The sequence below is a fragment of the Candidatus Thorarchaeota archaeon genome (assembly GCA_021498125.1).
Lineage (GTDB): Archaea > Asgardarchaeota > Thorarchaeia > Thorarchaeales > Thorarchaeaceae > B65-G9.
Genome location: JAIZWL010000001.1, coordinates 587218 through 604066 on the forward strand (window position 1 = coordinate 587218; position 16849 = coordinate 604066).

The 16849-nt window shown below is 48.1% G+C and carries 16 protein-coding genes; 4 read left to right on the forward strand and 12 right to left on the reverse strand.

Annotated elements, in window-relative coordinates:
- Window positions 1-3 precede the first annotated feature (3 nt).
- The 6 genes from K9W43_03075 to K9W43_03100 form a co-directional block, all read right to left on the reverse strand.
- Window positions 4-957: an NAD-dependent epimerase/dehydratase family protein gene (locus K9W43_03075; protein MCF2136199.1), complete on the reverse strand. Its 954-nt coding sequence runs from the start codon at window positions 955-957 to the stop codon at window positions 4-6.
- Window positions 958-1000: 43 nt separating this feature from the next.
- Entirely contained in the window at window positions 1001-1603 is a 603-nt protein-coding gene (locus K9W43_03080; GenBank protein MCF2136200.1) for a YkgJ family cysteine cluster protein, read from the reverse strand.
- A complete protein-coding gene (locus K9W43_03085) occupies window positions 1569-2783 on the reverse strand; it encodes a pyridoxal phosphate-dependent aminotransferase (protein MCF2136201.1) in 1215 nt (404 codons plus the stop codon). The genes K9W43_03080 and K9W43_03085 overlap by 35 nt, the downstream gene beginning before the upstream one ends.
- 162 nt (window positions 2784-2945) lie before the next feature.
- Window positions 2946-3785, reverse strand: a complete 840-nt coding sequence (locus tag K9W43_03090) for a DUF362 domain-containing protein (GenBank protein MCF2136202.1) — start codon at window positions 3783-3785, stop codon at window positions 2946-2948.
- Window positions 3786-3832: 47 nt separating this feature from the next.
- On the reverse strand, window positions 3833-5344 hold the full coding sequence (locus K9W43_03095; GenBank protein ID MCF2136203.1) for a hypothetical protein: 1512 nt from the start codon (window positions 5342-5344) through the stop codon (window positions 3833-3835).
- Between the two features lie 103 nt (window positions 5345-5447).
- Window positions 5448-5879 (reverse strand): hypothetical protein, encoded by a 432-nt coding sequence (locus K9W43_03100; protein MCF2136204.1) that lies wholly within the window; start codon window positions 5877-5879, stop codon window positions 5448-5450.
- 267 nt (window positions 5880-6146) lie between these two features.
- On the opposite strand from K9W43_03100, the gene K9W43_03105 reads away from it, so the two are divergent.
- From K9W43_03105 to K9W43_03115, 3 genes are all read left to right on the forward strand, one after another.
- Window positions 6147-6500, forward strand: coding sequence for an iron-sulfur cluster assembly protein (locus K9W43_03105; protein ID MCF2136205.1), 354 nt, complete (start codon window positions 6147-6149; stop codon window positions 6498-6500).
- Between the two features lie 5 nt (window positions 6501-6505).
- Entirely contained in the window at window positions 6506-6871 is a 366-nt protein-coding gene (locus tag K9W43_03110; GenBank protein ID MCF2136206.1) for a zinc ribbon domain-containing protein, read from the forward strand.
- A 68-nt stretch (window positions 6872-6939) separates the two neighbouring features.
- Entirely contained in the window at window positions 6940-7362 is a 423-nt protein-coding gene (locus tag K9W43_03115; GenBank protein ID MCF2136207.1) for a GNAT family N-acetyltransferase, read from the forward strand.
- Here the strand turns inward: K9W43_03115 and K9W43_03120 are convergent.
- From K9W43_03120 to K9W43_03140, 5 genes are all read right to left on the reverse strand, one after another.
- Window positions 7359-11258, reverse strand: a complete 3900-nt coding sequence (locus K9W43_03120) for a hypothetical protein (protein MCF2136208.1) — start codon at window positions 11256-11258, stop codon at window positions 7359-7361. The genes K9W43_03115 and K9W43_03120 overlap by 4 nt on opposite strands.
- A gap of 22 nt (window positions 11259-11280) precedes the next feature.
- Window positions 11281-12084: a hypothetical protein gene (locus K9W43_03125; protein ID MCF2136209.1), complete on the reverse strand. Its 804-nt coding sequence runs from the start codon at window positions 12082-12084 to the stop codon at window positions 11281-11283.
- Window positions 12085-12306: 222 nt separating this feature from the next.
- Window positions 12307-13338: a hypothetical protein gene (locus tag K9W43_03130; GenBank protein MCF2136210.1), complete on the reverse strand. Its 1032-nt coding sequence runs from the start codon at window positions 13336-13338 to the stop codon at window positions 12307-12309.
- 82 nt (window positions 13339-13420) lie between these two features.
- Window positions 13421-14239, reverse strand: coding sequence for a hypothetical protein (locus tag K9W43_03135; GenBank protein ID MCF2136211.1), 819 nt, complete (start codon window positions 14237-14239; stop codon window positions 13421-13423).
- A 3-nt stretch (window positions 14240-14242) separates the two neighbouring features.
- A complete protein-coding gene (locus K9W43_03140) occupies window positions 14243-15490 on the reverse strand; it encodes a hypothetical protein (GenBank protein MCF2136212.1) in 1248 nt (415 codons plus the stop codon).
- A gap of 310 nt (window positions 15491-15800) precedes the next feature.
- Here K9W43_03140 and K9W43_03145 point away from each other — a divergent pair, with 310 nt between their 5' ends.
- Complete coding sequence (locus tag K9W43_03145; protein MCF2136213.1) at window positions 15801-16457, forward strand: hypothetical protein; 657 nt, start codon at window positions 15801-15803, stop codon at window positions 16455-16457.
- 92 nt (window positions 16458-16549) lie between these two features.
- Here K9W43_03145 and K9W43_03150 read toward each other — a convergent pair whose 3' ends face one another.
- The gene (locus K9W43_03150) at window positions 16550-16840 is read right to left on the reverse strand and encodes a hypothetical protein (GenBank protein MCF2136214.1); all 291 of its coding nucleotides are present in this window, start codon (window positions 16838-16840) and stop codon (window positions 16550-16552) included.
- Window positions 16841-16849 lie beyond the last annotated feature (9 nt).

Genomic DNA, 16849 nt, shown 5'->3' on the forward strand with positions numbered 1-16849 from the left:
GAGTTACTGGACTGGCCCAAATGTGTCCACAAGCCATTGGATATACAGTCGCACACCGTCTTCCAGTTCTATCTTGCGAGTCCATCCAAATGACTTGAGGAGCGAGATATCGATGTCTGTGATGACTACATCACCTGCCCATCCACGTTTGGTGCCAGTATAGACGATTTGTGCCTCCGGAACACCAAGTTCCTCACGGACCAGTTCAGCAATACGTGCCACTTTCAGGCGCTGGCCGGATCCAACATTGACCGGTAGGTATCCGGGTTTCATACGTTTAGCCAGCAGGACTGCAGCCTCGACCATATCGCTCACATACATGTATGCCTTGTCCTGAGTGCCATCACCTAGTACTTCAAGACGTGTGGGTTCTTGTTTTATTTTCATGTAGAAGTCATAAATGACCCCATGTGTCGAACGAGGCCCAATGATATTTGCAAGCCGAAGGCTCACAGAGTTAATACCGTAGAGCTCTGCATATGATGAGAGGTACATCTCAAAGGCACCTTTTGCAGCGCCATAATTGCTGATCGGGCGAAACGCTGTAGACTCAGGTGTGGGAAAGACCTCAGCGTCCCCGTACACGGTCCCACCAGACGATGCAAAGATCATCTTGGGGACTTCCATCTCCCTCATCGTATCTAATAGAAGCATGCTTCCTGTCACATTGATATTGAAATCCCATAATGGTCGTTCGGCACTAAGTCTGACATCCGGTTGTGCTGCAAAATGGAAGACCATCGAGACCCCCTCAAGAGCACGACGGACATCATCTTGAGACCCAATTGAGCCTTTAATGAACTCAAAATTATCGCGTGACATATGGTGTTGAATATTCTCCAAGAGACCTGCTGAGAGATCGTCAAGGACCACTACGTCATAGGACTCGATCAATCTGTCGACAATGTGACTGCCAATGAATCCTGCTCCGCCAGTGACCAGCACTCGTTCTGTCATAGCTGCTCAAACGAACACGCTTTACCGATAAGATAAAGATTCCTTATGCGAAGAGCGGGCTCTCAAGAATTGCCTTGACAAAACCCGCCGCAGTGTGTTTAATCTCGCTGGCATTCCACTGGCTGACAAACTCTGAGTAGAGTGACAGTTCTTCAATAACTGGGGCGGCCAGTTGATACAACTCCAACTCCGACACAGGTTCTCCTTTTCCAATTCCTGGACAGAGTTCTTTCTTTGCGCTCAGGCCCCACATGATGGATCCTGCAACTACACGAAACGTGAACGGGAAGGACACACATGCGCTTGGACGTATAGCATGGATGAGGCACAGGTCATCTGAGAGAAACACACAGGAACCATCATCGATCTTTTTGAGTGCCATGTACGCAAGCCCGTGTTCTGTCATTACCGCCGGAATCTCACGAAGACCAAGGGGCACTATTTCCACTGTGTCTAAGAGATAGAAGTCGAGGGCTCGTAAAGTTTCGGGTGGCGACAGATTGAGACCTCGTGCCAAGCGGGCGACATCATGTCCTGTCACTGTTATGATGATGTCCGGTTGGCGACAACACACGCCGCATTTTAAGCATTCAAACCTAACCTCTGTGAGTTCAGGTGACTGGGGTCTGAGGTAATCTGCCGGCATGGGTGGGAGTACTCCTTTTCAGGCTCGAGAGATAATCTCCTAGGATCGCAAGTCCTTCCTCAATGACCTCTGCCGAGGCAGCATATGTGAATCTCAAATGCGTATCATATGCGGAACCGAAGACTACACCAGGTGTACATACGATTCCCGTCTCTCGCAATATCTTTTCGGCCATCTCAGTACTTCGCATCCCATACGCTGCGAAATCTGGGAACATGTAGAATGCCCCCTTGGGTGCAACACATGTAACAGAGTCCATCGAGCAGAACATGTTTCTCATCAGTGTTCTGCGGCGTTCGTACTCTTTGCGCATGGTTTCAATTGGTGACTGATCCCCTCGAAGGGCAGCGACTCCAGCGGCCTGGACGAATGAAGTAGCACAGGAGGTCGTGTTCTGCTGGATACGGACCATGTTGCTGATGGTCTCGGCATTTCCAATCGCATAACCGAGTCTCCAGCCAGTCATCGCGTAGGCCTTAGAGAATCCATTGATGACGAGTGTTCGTTCCATTGTGGGATCTATCTCAAGCATGCTCGTCTGTTTGAAACCGTCATAGACAAGATGCTCGTAGATCTCGTCACTGAATATGACAAAGTCGTGATCGCATGCCAAGTCGTAGAGTGCCTTCAAGTCGGACTTGGTCATGATCCCCCCAGTGGGGTTATTTGGACTGTTGATAACAATACAACGAGTGTCAGGTGTCAGGCTCTCCTTGACAGCCTCCTCATCGAAACCGTAGTCTGGACTTGTGGGGATGTCCACAGGTGAGGCCCCAGCATTGCGGATCATAATACGGTAACTGGGCCACGACGGCGAAATGATGCCCACATCGTCCCCAATATCAATCACTGCAAGAAATCCCATGAAGAGTGCCATCTTTGCTCCTGGCGTGACAATGATGTTCTCCGCCGGGTCGATCTCAATGTTTCGATCATGATAGCGTTTAGCAATGGCTTCAAGCAGTGGGGGAATACCCCTTGAAGAAACGTATCTTGTAAAACCGTTTCGAAGCGCCTCAACAGCTGCCTCAATGATATTATTTGGTGTCGGAAAGTCAGGCTGACCGACCTCAAAGTGGTACACTTTGCGACCTTCTGCCTCAAGTTTTGCGGCAAGGTCGAACATTCGTAGAGTTCCGGATGCAGGGATTCGCTGCATGTGAAGTGAGGTCCAGTCCATGGCACTATCACCGCACGCTGGTTTTCATGGTACTTCAGACACCAGCAAGCTGGCGCGAACGACGCGCATTATAATACTTTTGATTAGCTCTATAAGTGCATCTATTGCGTATATTGTCAATTTCGGATGGATTAAACGCCTAAAGTCGGTTTCTCTTTGAATTCAGTCCGAAGCGTTACGGATTCGCTCCATAGAATCATACAGGATCTCCTTTTGATGCTCAGTCCCAACAAGTCGAATTCGATCAGGTAGTGCCTCACCAAGACCCATATCGTGAGCACGTCGCAGTAAGGAGATGTTCAGCGGGTCACGACCAAGTAATGATGCGGCCAGTGCATCCACGGCCACAGGATCAGTTCCGACTAAGACGCCTCCCACATGAACAGTCTTCTCATCTTCGCGTGAGCCTATTACAACATCTGTGAGGTCTAGGATGGTGAGGTCAGGGGCTACTATCGAGAGCAGATCAAGTAGAATGTCCTCAAGCTGTTCATGAAGGGCATCTTTATTCTTTTCAGGAATGAGACCGAACAGATTCTTGATTCCCGCTCCAATGGTGACTCGCGGGTCGATCTTCAGAGTGGGAACATTAATGAAAAATCGATCTTGGAGGATCAATCTGGGTAGGTCATAGCCACCTCTGATAAGCCCCGTTTTTTGAACGTGTTTGGACTGGGTTCTTGAGAGATTGACAAGGATCACGTTTTTGTCTGCGAGTTGTGCATACCCGCTCTCAGAGAATGCAATATCTGCTGTCCTCAGAGGGTTATCGTCCTCCACGATATGAACTTGGCCCACTAGACTAAATGTGCGGACAATCGCACGTATTAACTCAAAGGAGGTATTGTCTGGGAGGTTGGTATCATAGATTGAGGGTTTGAGAACGACCTGGTTCTGTTTGGAAGTAAGAACTGGTGGGGAACTCAATTTCTTGAGCGCATTTGATAATGCCTCTCTTTGGTTACGGGCAATACCCACTGCTACTTCTGCCGTATAGTCCACCTGACTGGCTCCCCCCTGTTGTGCAATGCGACTGTTCTCATCAGATACTATGCACCAAAGAACAGACGCCGAGTACGTTTCTGACGCTCCTCCTCGCTCTCATCAGGTTCAGGTGGTGGAGGCGGTGGGGGTGGCGGAGTGGTCACGGTTGTTGGCTCGTCTTCTGAACTAGTGATCTCTTCCATGTCTTTCTCTGGTTCTTCAAGTGGTGAGGTCTTGGCCTCATGATCTATAGATGGCTCGTCGTAAGGGCTCCATGCGTCACGGGACTCAGGTGGCGCTGACCAAGGTTTCCGTTCCTCAATAGGTTCTTCATATGAGGTTGTGGAGGGGGACTCATCCATTTCCTCGGTGTATCGCTCTGATGCGTCGGATGGCTCTTCTTCTGTTGGTGGCATCATGGTCTCGGGCGGAGGAGGTGTTACCAGTGGTTCCTCAGAAACAGGGGTCTCACTCATTTGTGTTGCTTCTGTTGAAGGTGGAGGTGTCACCAGTGGTTGGTCATAATCCGCCTCAGGTTCGGTTCCGATCTCTTCCTCGTCTGTAGTGATGCTGGGTTCTGATGATGGCTCCAGCGGGCTCTCCTGTGGTGTCATAGTGTCTTCATAATCGTGCCAAGTAAATTCACTAGGTTCATCGGTCTCTGGAGTATGATCTTCAGCCTCTGAATGTATTGCAAATGCCTCATCAAGCACTCTGTCGATTTCAGCTATTGCATCTTTGAATGCATCGTCAGGTATGAATTTCGTTTCATCACTTTTTCTTGGTTCAGGCTCCTCTGTGGAGATATCATCCTCATAGGTTGTGGAACTCTCTGGCGTTATGATTGTCTCATCATCTTCAGGCGCAGTCTCGTGCTTTGTCTCCTCTGTAGACAGAGGCTCAGGCTCAACTAACTGGAAATCAGTACTGAAATCACGTGGCAATCCCTCCGGTGAGATATCGGCCTCACTCATCTCACCTGTCCGCTCAAGGGTCTCTAATGGTGATGACTCTTCGGGTTCTGCGTGGGGTGGAGTGACCTCATGAAATTGTGCTGGCTGTTCCGTTTCAATACGTGGGCCTTCATGATGCGAAACGAATTCGATCTCTGGTGCGGTCTTCATGCTCTCTTCTGTTGGTGACGGAGGGGTCATCTCAAAAGATGGGGTGGTATCAGTCAGGCGTGTTTCACTGGGGCTTGGTTCCCGCGCCTCAGGAACGGGAGGTGCCGGAGGTTCTTCTCGGTGCGGGGTGCCATAAAGGTCATCAGGATTACTTAGGGTGTCTGCAAGTGGTGAGGACTCGATCATTGTCTGTGTGTCCTCGAAGAAATCCACTGTTGGGCGTGCCGAAATTCTCCGTTTCTCTTCCTCTTGTGATGCAGCGAAAGTAACTCCTAAGGTATGTGTGAGGCATGACTTGCATCGTCTTGCAGCAGCTATCAACGCCTCATTTATGAATTGGGCGAGTGGTTTTGCACGATCCGGATTTAGTCGCGCCCACTCGATAAAACTGTCAACCATGCGAAGTGCATCACGCACTCCTAACCAATAATTCTCATCAGCATCGGAGGTCACTTGTAACACCACTTGCATCTACACGGTATATAGAGAAAAGGCTTGTGTCCGTGTAGTCCTGTGTTCTCTGATTAGCGCGCCTTTCAGCACACCGTTTCAGTACTCACTCTCGTGCTGCAAGCATCTCTTCGATTAGATTGTTGAACAATTTTGCAAGTTCTTTACGTTTGGCTGCAGTGAGGGATTTACCAACATAGAACATACGGGTGGGATAACCTGTACCGATATTCTTGCGAATCACAGTCCGATATTTCTTTTCAATTGCAGGATCTGGCTTTCGAAGGACAATTATGGCCGCAGTTGCGCCTCGAAATGTAAGAGACAGAAGGATGTCCATTGCTTTTCGTGTTGGGGACATCATGACCGCATGCACTTCTGAGGCTCCCGCCTCGACATCGGTCGATCCTATCTGGATACCGTCGACGGCTACAATATTCTCATTGATGGCGTCCATGACCTCGCGAAGTAGAGTATCATCGGGTCCTACTATTGTGATTTTGAAGAGGTAGCGTGCCTTTTTATCATTATTCGCCATGGGAAGAGTCTCCGTCAGCATCTGAAAGTGCCACATAGCCCCGATAATATATTGAAGAACCTATTGATAATTGTTGTGTGGGTGACGAGCGCTTGTCAGTGGCAACTTGATCAGCCTCGGGTTGAATGTCGCTGTGGCTTACATCGTCAGGTCACAACCAACGGTCCAAGCCTCCGAAATCGCATTATTTTTTTGCATAGATAGGGATATTGGGATATTGCTATAGACTCTTAAGAATACGCTAAGCCAAAAGAGTGGTGAATCTTATTGATAAGTGCAGATGATGTCGTAGAGGCGCTCCGACCTGTACAGGACCCTGAATATCCTATATCCATTGTTGATCCACGAATTAAGATAGTGGTTCCCGAATACGTGAAGGTCAATTCTGAAGAGAAGATCATTACTGTACTGTTCAAGCCAACTGCGCCGTACTGTCCAATGGGCGGACTGATAGGAGTGCTCATTCGTCATAGACTGGAGCAAGTCTGGCCTGAGTTTACAGTTCGTGTCAAAGTCCTTCCTGGCTCGCACAGTCAGGAGGCGGCAGTTAATGATATGATAAGTGACAACGAAAAATACCAAAACATTATTGCTCAGCTTCAGGAACGAAGTATGTTGTGAATGTTATGTATGAACTCGATCGCAATTATAGTACCCACTCGGCCACTGCAAAACTGATGATTATGTTTGGTATTATCATCTTCTTCGTCGGATTTGTCATCCACTTGTTTATGGGCTTGGACTGGGCGACGATCTCAAATTATCTTCCTGTGTGGCCCATCGCAATCACATTTGTCATCATGGTTTCGATACCTCTGGTCATAGTATTCCTTGTCTGGCCGTTGACTAAGATGGCCTCCGCGCGCTCATATTCTGAACCGACTCGTCTGGGTGCGATCTGTCCGGTATGTGGACGCCCTGTGCCTATCGATGCTGTGTACTGCCCCTATTGCGGGGAGCGAATCTCTCCCTCGGAAGACCGTAGTTATTAGTTAAGGATACGGGGAGTGGTGGTACGGGGCTCCAAATTACTCCTTTCAGTCCTGAAGACATTGATGCAATTTATGACATTGAATGTAGTTCGTTCGCTCGACCTTGGGAGAAAAAGATATTCACACTCTACAGTTCATATCCCGATGGTCTTGAGATTGAATCGGGCCACATATCCTATGGACGAGTATTGCGTGATGACAACGCGGTTGCTGGATATATTATCTGGAGTATCCACAGGCGATCTCTGTGGGGGCGTATTTTTAATATTGCAGTGAGAGCAGATGCGCGTGGTCGAGGGATCGGGACCACCCTGATGCAGTACGCGCTTCAGCACATGAAGATCACAGGAATGGCGCGGTGCAAACTGGAAGTGCGTGAGAGTAATACTGCTGCGCGACATTTGTACGAGTCTCTGCGTATGAGAAAAATAGGTCGCATCCCCAAGTACTATGGTGATGAGGATGCGATCGTTTACACAGTCGATCTTTAGGCTCGTTTTTTCTTGCGAATGATTCGAGGACCAATGATGTCGTGATAGAGCCTTATGTATCGAGGTTCGGTAGAGACAATGGCAAAGGGGGTTCCTTCTCCTTCAAGTCCTCCGATGACGATCTCTGCATCATCGCGGATAGCGACACTGGGTGGACTCTTCATCTCAAGGACTCGCCAACCCGCGGGTGGCTTGAAGGTGGGCTCGTCCTCAAGGCTCTCAGGAATGATGAGCACTTTTCGGGTCGGGCCTTCCACTTTTGCGAGCCTCTTCAGCTTCAGGCAGCTCGTTGAAGACACTGAGATCACAATCGATGACTTGGCGCGTGTTGCCATGTCAAACATATGAGCGCACATCTCTTCCTCCCCTGTCAGATACCATGTCTTAATATTGTCACCAGCAGTAAGAGCATCACTGGCCTCACGAATGGCTGTGACCGTTGTCTTGGACTCCTCTGCGACTATAGTGAGCTGAGTCATTGTTGACCCAAGTGCATTCCTCAGGCCATCGAGATTATTCTTGACGACGGTGGCCCAGTCCTTGAGCGACTTGTCAAACTCACTCTCTAGGTGTTGGATTACCTCATCACGCTTGGATTTTAGTTTGGATGTTTCCTCGCTTAAGGCCGTATTTACAACTGCTGCCGTATCTGACAGGCGTTCACTGGATGAGGAGATCTCGTTGCGAATGGCCTCGCTCAGTGTGTAGATGTCACTACTCAATCGTGTCTTTAGAGCAATGCCCGAGGACTCGAACTTTTTCATCACGCGCAGGTTCATTCCTTTGAGCGCTTCCTGTGCAGCCTCAAAGAGATTATCTCGGGTTTCCAGTATCTTTGCTCGTGTGCGGTCCACTGAGGTTTCGAATGTCGATACGGTAGTATCAAGTGTGGACTTGACCTCAGAGGCTTTACCCTCAAGTTGTCGGTCCACCTCCACGATCACATCGTCAAGGGCAACCGATGCCTGCTCAACAAGAGCCACTGATATGTTCTCGATGTTTCTCTGGACATTAGTGATTCCATCTTGTGAGCGTTCGACCTGTGATGAATTGCTCTCAGTGAAATCAGTTAATTGATCGCTGACCAATGACTCGACTTTGTTGATTAGTCCTAGTGACAGTTTCTCCACTTGCTGCACATTATCCGTTCCCTTTTCTAAGATTGCCTTAGACACATCAGAAGCTGCCCGTACAAGTCCCTGCTGAATCACTGTGACCTCGTTATCCATCTTGTCGCCAATGGTATTGACAGATGAGGCCACATTTGTCATTGTCGAATCGATCCACACTGCTGCAGCATCAAGGGACTCTATTGCCTCTGCGCGCCGTTGTCTGATACCTGAGAGCGCCGCGTCCTTGAGTTGATTACGTGACTGGACTAAGGCGGTCTCGCGCTCCGCAAGAGCAGAACCGTATGTTTCGAACTTACTTGCTGAAGACTTGCCGATCTTTGTGGACAGAGCATCCAGCTTCTTACTGACCTCTGCGACAAAATTCTGTTTATGGTCTGCCTCCTGTGAGAGGAATGCATCCGTTGCAGTTCGGGTCGTCATGACACTCTTCTTGAGCACACCTACTATGCTCTCTTGTGTTGTAGCCAGTCGTTCAGCAATATTGTCGCCCGCACCGCGAACAGATGTCTCGAACTCATGCGTGAGCTGAACAAGGTTCTCACCGACTTGCCGAACCGTTCCCGACTCGATCTCTCGGAGGCTTGTTTCAATGCCCTCTAGTACACTCTGGATCTGCATCAGTGTCTGGTGTAAACCAGATGTGACCTGTTCACGATGAGTGACAGTCAGATCTTCGAGCGCCTTTCGAGCGGTCTCTGCGGACTCAATCACCTCATCTATCTTACTGCCTATCTCTGAGGCATATTCTTGTTGGAGCTTGAGAGAGTCATCGTGTAGTGTTGACATCTCTTGTTTGACCGCCTCTTTGAATGATGTGTGAGTGGACTTTATGAGATCGCGTGCTTCCAGTGTCTGATTTGAGAGGAAGCCGTTAAACGAGACCTCGAGTCCTTGGACCAATGAGATAAACTGCTGAGTGAGTTCATCGATCTGGACATGAAATTCCTGTCGTATCCCGTCTGCATGTCTGTCAAGCCGGCCCAATTGATCTGCAAGCGCGGTCTCGATCTCTGTGTCTACCCGACTGACATGAGAGCGAATAGTTGCAATGCTCTGGCCAAGTCGCTCATCAAGCCGAGTGTTGATCCCCTCGTAGAGTGATTTTGTCTTCTCGGCCTGAGTGGAAATCTGGTTTGAGAATCTATTGAGGATGTCATCCAATTGGTCAACAAACGAGCTCTCAAAATCATCAGCGAATTTTTGAGCGCCCGAGAGCACGGTCGAATTACGTGTCTTGGTAGAGGCTACAATTGATCCAAAGGCGGAACGAAGGCGACTGTCCAGATTCTCGACCAGTGCAGTGAGTTCATTGACCTCTGTGTCAAGTACTGTTGAGACGTCTGTGGCCGCCTGCGAAATATGTTTTCCAATCTGTTTCTGGGTACGTTTGACTCCGGAATCAAGTGATGCAAGCAGAGTTTCGCGAGCCTCTTTGAGACGTTCCTGATCGCTCTGGTTCTGCGCTTGAAGCATATTGACAACAGCAGAACGCGAGTCTGTGATCAATGTGTCAAAGTCTTTGCGAATTGAGGCGACAAGATTACGAACCTGAGAATACTCGTCAGAGAGCAGAGTGGAAGTCGTTTCTAGATATTGTGAGAGTGTGTTCTCCATACCATCAAGATAGGATGCATCAACCGACGCAATCTGTTTTAGATGATTGGTCACGGTCTGAGAGGCACTCTCTACAAGGGATACGGCCTCGTTCTTCCACGACTCTATGTCGGAGTGCATGACCTTTGTCACTTCAAGTGCCTGATTCATCTTTGTCGTGACCGATTCGGCATACTCTTCATTTATCTGGGACATCTTGGAGAGGATTTCCTGAAGTAACCCACTGACTTGATTGTATACCTGTGCAAGCTGTGAATTGATGTGTACAAGATTGCTGTCGATTTCCATAGCGGCCGAACGTAGTATCTCCAGAGCAGGCTCGGTTGCGGTCGTTGCCTTGGCCTTTAGATCCTCCGCAATTACTGAAATGACCTCTTCAATTCGTTTCTGATACGAGGTCATAATGGTGTCTGCAACTGTACGTGTGTTTTCGATGAACTTTTCCGCACGGTTGAGAAATGAGTGGAGCAGTTCTTTTGATGTGGCCTCCTCTGAGGCAAGAAAGTCGTGAAAGTCGTTATTGATCATGGTGACCGTTTCGTTGAATGTCTGTTGAGTGGCATCAAGCTCTTTCATCAGATCTGACAGAACAGAACCCAGTCTATCATCTAGTGAGGCCTCAAGGGTCTTGAGTGTCTGTTCAGCTGTCGAGAAGAACCCCGCGATAGATTCCGAGGCCACCTTGACCATCGTATCGACTTGGGTCTTTACAATCCTCTGGGTTGCAGAGTCATATGAGTCCAAGTGCAGACGAAGATTTTTCATGCGCTCCTTTCTTGCGTCAGTGATTACTTGGAGAGTTTCATCTGTCGCCTTCACGCCCTCTGCCACAACTCCCTCTGTCTTCTCCCCCAACATCATCATTTCTTCAGCCACACCCGCCAGTACATCTGCAAGTGCCAGGCTTGGGGGCAGAGCGCGATAGATGGGAACTACACCGTCAATGCGAATGATCAGTTCTTTTTCCATCAATGAACTTAGTGCCTTTCTGACCTTTGTGTTGGAGAGTCCGGTCATTAATACAATGGCGCCTTGTGTCATATTTCCGCCCAAAAGAATGGGAAGAAAGACCTTCGATTCGGTTGGGGTCAACCCAAGATTCTTTGACAATACAGGTATTGCTTTTTGTACACTTTCACTTCCACTCATTACACCTCACCTCATGTGACAACTAATTGCCTCTCGCCTCGACGACACGAGAGAAAAGTTTCCGAAGAGCATTGACATGAATCGCATCCTCCCCTGATTCTACAACGATCTCTGCCTGAATGACCGTTGAATTATCTTTTGCAACTAGATGCAGGGCCTCAAACTCACGAGCAAATCTGGACTCTACGATCTTGTTTGCCTTCTCGAGATCAATGTTCCCCGGATCGATAGTCAGGACCCACCAATTTGTGGTGGCATCAAAGATGTCCGCTTTTACATTGTAATATTTTGAGAGCAGTCGTACATACAGGCCAAAGACATCAAACTCGCGCAGCTCCAGATTCCAAGGGTTGATCTCTACAATCCCCTGTGAGAAATCAAAATGAAAGAAGATGTCATCACCTGCGACAATGAGCGAGTTTGCCTCACGGATTAATGCATGACGCTTCCACCGTTTCGTAAAGTTCGTAGTGAATTGGCGTATCGAACTCATATGCAGGCTTGCGAGCAGGTCCTTGGTGGGGACTCGCCGATTGATCATGTTTCGGCCCTTCCGTTCAAGGATATATCTCCGAATTTGGATAAGATACTGCTCATAACAGAACGATGGCAGACTGGATGGGGGCACCCCCACCTCAATAAGCATATTCAAGAAATTACGGTTCTTGCAAGAGGGGCGGACCGTGCAACTAAGCCGATCTTCTTGGCAATGACGGCATTTGTCCTCATGCAGTTCCATCATCTCTCTGACTAACTGCACATCAGCTTCTCGGTCAAGTAACTTCACATGTTTTGCAATCAGTTCTGCATTTTCTACGAGCTGCATCTCTATTTCAACCTACTATCAAGTGATTTGGGAAAACTGCCCATTCGCTCTTCGGATTTACACTCTGCGACTGGAGTCACAATTGAAGATGAAATAATTTGAGATAAATCTATGGAACGGTATCCGAAATCTGGGGCCTTCAGATAGGTCTCCTTGCTCCTAAGCTTGAATGGATCCTCTCTACCAACGGAAGGTATGATTATATTTGATTGAGATGGTCTCTTACCCTCTGGCTAATTCTTTCAGTTTGGCCGTCCACGTTCTAATCTCTTTATTTAGTCTGGCGATATCGTTCTCGTTCAATGTAGCCGTGGGAGGATACGACTTCAATTCACGAGCGATCTTGCCAAATTGGAATATGACCGGTGTGTGTTCTTTGATCAAGTCAGTGAGCTGATCACGGGTTGACTCTAAGGCCTCGGCCATGGCGATTGCTTCAGTATGGGGTGTGACCATTGACAGAAGCTGTTCCATAATCGAATCAATGGTTGATGGCAATGCGGCATCACTGACGGTCTTCGGAGGCGGTTTCTTCTTTTCTCCTTTTGGCGAGGTCTGCTTTTCTGATTGGGGTGTAGTTGATGTACGATCTTTTGCGCTAGTTACTATTGTTTCTTGTACGATTTTCAATGCCTCTGACACGTCACCAAGTGCCTTGTTATACTTGCGTTCTATATCATCTAGTTGTCGAACGATAATGCTTACAATCTCACGAGTTTCATCAAAGGTCGAGGTGAGTTCCTGTATCTTTTCTTCGATGTTCGAGAATCCTGCCACGTACCCTTGTAGATCATCTATTTTCTTCATTAGTGTGTCAACATTAATCTCATCACGAACTTGTTGGAGACCCTTGCCCACACCCGCCACAGAACTTAGAACATCATCCACTTTCTTGTCCACGGCGGCAATCTCTTTAGATATCTCGATCTTCTCAAGACGCGCATCAAGAGACTGCATACTACTTGCAAGTCCATCGACCTTCTTGTCCAATGATTGGATGCTCTTGTCTTTGGTGATGGCTGAGACTTCAGACTCCAGTGATTTCAATGATGATACAACATCATTCATTTTAGTGATCGGCGATATAGAATCCTTGACCTCTGTGAGGGAGGTCTGTAGCGTCTTGATCGCATCACTTATTTTTGGTAACTCAGTCAGAGCCGCCATCTCTTTCTTGAGGGCCTCCATTTCAGCGGTGAGCTTTTCAACAGTCTTTTCAAGACCGTCAATCCTAATTTGTTCGTCAGATGACATTTTTTCCCCTCGTAGAGTATAAGCACAATGAACCTGAGTTACAATAGAGCGTAATTAGCCTTTTGGAGATGAATCTTTACAATCATCCCATGCGAATAATCTCAATACCTTGCTCCTCAAGCACTGGCAGAACGTTTTGTCGTTGTGTTGCGTTGGTGCCTTTCCAGTCAATAAGCGCTCCCTTGACCTTTTCACGAGAGCGCATGATCATCTGTTCGATCACGCTGACCGGAATATCATTGAGCATATACTTTGGAGCCATATGCCCCAGTCGATATTTCTCTTCAAGGACGACCTTGTTGAACTTGCTTGCATAATGAGACCCTCCAAATCCGATCATGGCATCTGCCTGAAACGGTTCTCGAACGCAGTCCATGATTGCTGCTGCAACAGCACGTCCTCCTTCCTCATGCCTCCAATATTCCTCATTACTTCCAAGTTCAACAAAGACGAGAGGCGTGTTCATCCGGGTAGGTCCATGATGCGTGACTTCCATGGTCACATCAAATTCGGACAAGTCGCGTTTTTCACGTTCACGGAAGAGTGATCGTAATGCTCGTGAGACAAGGCTTGCTGTGGAGACCGAGAGGCTATGTGGTGAGCCGCCGTACTCTGCTTCCGCTCCCAGATTTCCTGTACTATGGACTAGAAGTGCAGGGCGTCCCGAGGCTGCCTTGTGGCGAGAGCAGAAGATAAACACCTCTGCGTCAAAAGTGCCCTCAAGATGACCACAATCGATCAGGTCGTGTTCTGAGGTGATAAGGATAGTAGAGTCATCTCGTGCATAGATTGGATGCCCCTCAAAGGACTTGTCGGTTTCCCTGAAGCCATGTTCTTCAATTAGTGACTGCTTGATTGTTTGGCTTGCAATATCTTGCGTGGAAGTCACAAGTACGCGCATGGGTCATGCCTCCAACGATTCAATCTCACATTTAGATAGGAGCGATTCAAGGGTCTCCCCTATGTCAATTATGATCTTTTCATCGAAGGCTTCAGCAATCTCCGACTCGATGCGCTCCCGAAATTCCTTGATTTTTTCTAGTTGTCGCTGAATCTCATCACGTATACGATAGAGATCGTTCTGATGGTATTCCAAGTTCTTGCGTGCCTCATCAAATTTCAGTTCAAGTTCCTCGGCTTTACGGTATATGTCGGAGCCTGCGAATTCGTGGCGCTTGGCCTCGATCGATTTTGCTTTCTCTTGAATCTCCTTCAGTGAGCCCTTTTTAATCTGCGCGATCTCTTCTATGGCTCTTCGGCCTAGCCGATCCTTGATGGGAATCATGCCCTTGTCGATTGCTTCCTTAAGACCCTCAAGTCCTTCAATTAAGCCGGGATAGCCATCAGGTTCCTCGACAATCGCAGCGTACGGATCTTCGAAATAATCGGTCAGTGCTTTTGAACCAGCAGGGGTCATGCGGACACCAGTATCATGTTGCAGGAATTTTTTGACAGGTTTCTTGAGGGTGTTGAGCTTCATTCGCAGTAGCCCTGCAAGATGACTTGCCTCTTCGTCAAGATTGAGGATTTCGCTGACATTGGATGTGGAGCGAAACTCATCAAGCTCCTTTTTGGCAATATCGTACTCCTTTTTCGCTTGGTCGATCTTAAGACGGGTCTGGCGAATGCTCTCTTCGAACATCTCTCTCCCATAGGTGAGGTCTCGAAGTGTCGCGATTCTACTACTAATCCGTTCAAGGTCCTTCAACCAACTGTACTCGTAGAGGAGTTTGCCGATCATCTTCATCGCATTGATCAAGTCTTTCATGTATGCGTCAAGTTGCTTGATTGTTCCCTTGTGTCGCTTGTCCATGCGTTTGATCCATCGCGCACCAGCACCCCACAGTTCCTGAATAAAATGTTGGATCTCGCTCTGCATGATCTCAGTGCCGGAATAGGTTATGTCCGCTTTCATATCAAAATCATTGACGATCTCGTCAATCTTTAGAGCAAAACGTGATGCAATCCCTTCAATCTCCGAGTCTTCATTGGAACTGGAATCACGGAGCGCCCGCGCAACAGACTGGACATCTTTGAGAGCATGATCTACAATCTTGTAGCTTCGCTCGGCTTTTTTAATAAAATCTTTGGACTTGGCTCGAAGGCGTTTGCGGTACCACTTTTCGAGCTGAGGGATTGTTAGGGTGGTCATACAAATTTCACCTGAATTGAGTTGACGCCTTTTGAGACCCATATCAACTTTGCGAGCTATGTAAAATTGTGCTATTGAGTCCTCGGCAGTTTTACATGAACGAGCACTTGACTATCTTTATATTCTGAGGTGGCGGTATCGTTTACATTACGGACTGGTGACACTGATGTCAGAGATACTTGAGACTGGAAGACGACATCCACGAATGGACCTGACCTATACGGTCGAGTGCATCTCGTGAGGAACAGGTCGCTCCGGATTTTATCTCAAACGTTTCAGTCTTATCGATTCGAATGGTGATGAGTGCCTCTTGCTGAAAAATCCCTCATATTATCAGGCAGGTTTCTGGATGAGCTATATGATGGGTGCACGCACGAAAATAGGGCGTTCTACTGAGCCCGGGAAATATTCTCCCACTCAGATTCATCACGAGGACCATGTATTGTCAGTGAGCTACGAGCACCTTCCTGATGAGCAGGACTCATCGCTTAAGACCACAATCAAGATCTGGAGTAGAGATCAACCCTTCTTATTGTTACGTTACAATGTACAGAATGTCAGTCAAGACTTCATTGATGACCTCAAGGTCTATCACCTACTTGATTTTGATCTGGGTGGCCCTAGCAGTCACGATGACGACTTTGGAGTTTTCGATTCCAAGTCTGGCATTATTAATCTCTGGGACGATACTCCTGTCAGTGTGATGATCGCATCACAACCACGAGTAGACGCTTGGGATGTGGCAGGACCAATAAGACTGAGACCGAGTAAATTCAGACGCGACTTGAAGAACAGATCCGAGCTTGGACCAGCAGATATAGCAGCGGCGCAACAATGGAACCTTGGAGACCTTCAACCAGGCGACCAACGGACCATTGATATTGTGATTGCTGCAGGCCGCACGAAAGATGAGACCTCATCTGCACTGGTCAAGGCTTGGGAGATGTTCACCAAGAAGATCCCATGATGTTGACCCGTAAAGCAGAGCAGGGTCGATGGAGGAGGGGCAGCAACCCCTTCTTGGTGGCATCTCCATTACTGTCCGTGAGTCATTGTTTTCTATTGGCCATTCAATTCCTGAAGGTACTGTACGAGCATCAATGCCGGTTCTGTGAGGACGACCTTTGCGCCACGTGTCTGACCATTCGTTCCAGTCAGGAGACCTAAATCCATCAGGGATCTCAGGTTCCACTTCACTGTAGAATAAGGAACTCCGGTCCTACGCGATAAGAGATCGGCAAGACCTGTCATGGTCAATTGGTGAAAGCGAAGAGTTTCAGCACTTGCGCACAAGACTGTCTTCTGAGTAGTTGTCAGACGCGAATCTGCAAGTCGCAGGAACGATCTCACTAACGTAAC

What these genes read in the sequence shown, in the direction of transcription:
- K9W43_03080 (MCF2136200.1), bottom strand. Translation starts at nt 1,603, where the DNA reads ATGCCGGCAGATTACCTCAGACCCCAGTCACCTGAACTCACAGAGGTT.
- K9W43_03125 (MCF2136209.1), bottom strand. Translation starts at nt 12,084, where the DNA reads ATGCAGCTCGTAGAAAATGCAGAACTGATTGCAAAACATGTGAAGTTA.
- K9W43_03085 (MCF2136201.1), bottom strand. Translation starts at nt 2,783, where the DNA reads ATGGACTGGACCTCACTTCACATGCAGCGAATCCCTGCATCCGGAACT.
- K9W43_03120 (MCF2136208.1), bottom strand. Translation starts at nt 11,258, where the DNA reads ATGAGTGGAAGTGAAAGTGTACAAAAAGCAATACCTGTATTGTCAAAG.
- K9W43_03110 (MCF2136206.1), top strand. Translation starts at nt 6,506, where the DNA reads ATGTATGAACTCGATCGCAATTATAGTACCCACTCGGCCACTGCAAAA.
- K9W43_03130 (MCF2136210.1), bottom strand. Translation starts at nt 13,338, where the DNA reads ATGTCATCTGACGAACAAATTAGGATTGACGGTCTTGAAAAGACTGTT.
- K9W43_03100 (MCF2136204.1), bottom strand. Translation starts at nt 5,879, where the DNA reads ATGGCGAATAATGATAAAAAGGCACGCTACCTCTTCAAAATCACAATA.
- K9W43_03075 (MCF2136199.1), bottom strand. Translation starts at nt 957, where the DNA reads ATGACAGAACGAGTGCTGGTCACTGGCGGAGCAGGATTCATTGGCAGT.
- K9W43_03135 (MCF2136211.1), bottom strand. Translation starts at nt 14,239, where the DNA reads ATGCGCGTACTTGTGACTTCCACGCAAGATATTGCAAGCCAAACAATC.
- K9W43_03140 (MCF2136212.1), bottom strand. Translation starts at nt 15,490, where the DNA reads ATGACCACCCTAACAATCCCTCAGCTCGAAAAGTGGTACCGCAAACGC.